This is a genomic window from Pseudomonas sp. CM25 (assembly GCF_013179705.1).
Lineage (GTDB): Bacteria > Pseudomonadota > Gammaproteobacteria > Pseudomonadales > Pseudomonadaceae > Aquipseudomonas.
Window position 1 is genome coordinate 1 of the sequence record NZ_JABMCW010000540.1, and the last position, 2487, is coordinate 2487.

The window sequence follows — 2487 nt, forward strand, 5'->3', positions numbered from 1 at the left end:
CTGCCAGGTGCGTGAGTCGTGGCCATCCTCGGGCAGGCCGGGGCGTTCGATCTGCAGCGGTGGTGGCGGGTTGCTGTTGATCGCCCGCAGCAACTCGAAGCTGCGCCCGGCGCGCGCAGGGTCGCGTTCCTGGCCGTTGGCGCGGTAGCGCTCCAGGCGGTAGGCGGCGTCCTGTACCAGGGCTTGGCGCTCGCGGGGCAGGGCCTTGAACTCAGCGCTTTGCAGGCGCTTGGTGTCGGCGCTCACCGCCAGTACCTGCTGTTTTTCGTCATGGTCCAGCGGCTCGGCACGCGCCAGTAGCTCGCGCTCGCGTGACGGGCGATACGTTTCGCTGGCGACCAGGCCGGACTGCTTCACCGCCTTCACCGTGTCGGTGGGGATGGCAGTCAGCGGAAACTGCGAGGTCAGGTCCAGGCTGGGGCGGGCCACCTGCAGCAGCTCCAGCAAACGATACGAGCAGTTCTCGTCGAAGAAGAAGTAGTCGAACTGGATCTGCTTCAGTTCCCACACATGTTCGACCATGCGCCCGGTTTCTTCGGGGGTAAGGTCCAGCTGGTACTCCCACAGGTCGCGGTTTTCCAGGCTGCGGTATTCGGATAGTTTTTCCTGGTAGGGCATCAGCGCGAACAGCCCCGGGTAGCCACCCATCAGGCCTTTCCAGGCATACAGGATGCTGTTGTCGCTGCCTTCGATGTACGCGCCAAAGTTGATTGCATAGCTGAGCAGCGTGGTGTCGTCGCTGCGGGTGCTTGACTGGTCGATGCGCAGCAGGGTGTGGCCGAACATCGATGACGGGCTGTTCAGGTAGGCCGCCGGAAAGATCAGCGCCGCACTGTGCGGATCGATCGACTGGTACCAGGTCTTGAATTCCTGGCAGTCCGGCTGCGGCAGGTCTTGCAGATCAAGCTGCTCGCGCAGCCAGCGGGTGCGCGCCGGGAACACGCACTGGGCGTGTTTGTCGCCCAGGCTGGCCGGTTGGTACAGCGCCTGGACCGTGGCTTGCAGCTCCTGGTCGGGGTGGTGCGCGCCATCCTCGGCGAGGAAGAACGCGTCGTCGTCCACATAGCTGCGCCAGCCGCCTAGCTTGGCGGTTTCATAATGGCCCAGGGCAATCCAGTAAGGGGTATTGGCCAGTTGCTGGACACGGCCTTGGTCCAGCACCGGTGCAGCATGAACAGGGGCGCAAGCGATCAGCGCCAGGGAAGCGAGGCGTTTGAGCATATCGGGCAACTACTTCTTGACGATGCCGAAAGAAAGGCGAAACCCGCCCCAGCGCTGGGGCGGGAACAGCTGCGCTTAGGCCTCTGTTGCGTATTTGGCCAGGCGTGGGTCGGTTTTCAGGACAGCCAGGGTGTTGCTGTGCACGGTTTCGGCCGTGACATCGGCGCTGGTGAAGATCTGGTTGAAATGCTGGTGAGCCACCGACTCGAAGTAGCCGCGGTCTTCCGGCGCCACACCCAGTACCACGGCATAGGTGGTCAAGGCTTCGCCCTGGCCCATGGCCATGTCTTCCGACAGCTCGTTCATCATGCCATTCATGGCGAACCAGGACTTGCCGCCATAAGTCAGCGAAGCCTTGGTCGAGCAGCCGTTGGTGCCGGAGGTCATACCGAAGGTGGCGTTACCGGAGGTGCCGTTGGTGGTGGAAGCCAGGAAGTGTGCCGGCGTACCGCGCTGGCCTTCGAACAGCATGTTGCCCCAACCGCAGTTCGGGCCGCCTGGCGCTTCGGCCATGGCGTTCAGCGAGACCACGGTGAACAGAGTACCCAGAAGAATCCGTTTCATAGCATTTGTTCTCTTTGTCTTAACCAAGGGTCAGGGTTTCTGGCAACTCGGTTGCCAGGTCGGGAAAGCATTTCACCCACCCGCGCAGCTTGGAGTTTAGGCACGATCTAAAGGTTGCGTTGTTGATTGCGAAAAATTTGCTGTTACATGACTTGCACCGGCTGCGACATAAAGTCTCGCCGAGCCTTGCAAGGCGCGCGCGGGCAGCGCCAGAATGCTGCGTATCTGCCCGCCGAAGTAAGGAAACCCAATGCCCGATCCTGTCGCTGCGCGCCTGCGTCTCGCGCCTGAAGCCCTGACCCGGCGTTTCTCACCCGAGCAGTTTGCCTTTACCAATACCGACGATCTGGAGCCGTTTCGCGGAGTCCTGGGCCAGGAACGTGCTGTCGAGGCCCTGCAGTTCGGCGTGGCCATGCCCCGCCCTGGTTACAATGTGTATGTGATGGGCGAGCCGGGCACCGGCCGCTTCTCGTTCGTCAAGCGCTACCTGAAGGCCGAAGGCAAGCGCCAGCACACCCCGGCGGACTGGGTGTATGTCAACCACTTCGAAGACAGCCGCGAGCCGCGCGCGCTGGAGTTGCCGTCCGGCAGTGCCGGGGAATTCATCAACGACATGAGCGGGCTGATCGACAACCTGCTGGCCACCTTCCCGGCAGTGTTCGAGCACCCGTCGTACCAGCAGAAGAAGGGTGCCATCGACCG

General features: G+C 62.6%; 3 protein-coding genes. 1 reads left to right on the top strand and 2 read right to left on the bottom strand.

All coding sequences use genetic code 11. The features are described 5' to 3' along the window. Together HP546_RS29135 and HP546_RS29140 are read right to left on the bottom strand one after the other, a co-directional pair. A partial coding sequence (locus tag HP546_RS29135; protein WP_172233004.1) for a DUF4105 domain-containing protein occupies positions 1 to 1221 on the bottom strand: 1221 nt, incomplete at its 3' end. Between the two features lie 75 nt (positions 1222 to 1296). After that, complete coding sequence (locus tag HP546_RS29140; RefSeq protein ID WP_172233007.1) at positions 1297 to 1785, bottom strand: DUF3015 domain-containing protein; 489 nt, start codon at positions 1783 to 1785, stop codon at positions 1297 to 1299. A gap of 250 nt (positions 1786 to 2035) precedes the next feature. On the opposite strand from HP546_RS29140, the gene HP546_RS29145 reads away from it, so the two are divergent. After that, positions 2036 to 2487 (top strand): Lon-like protease helical domain-containing protein (locus tag HP546_RS29145; RefSeq protein WP_172233010.1); only part of this gene is annotated, 452 nt, incomplete at its 3' end.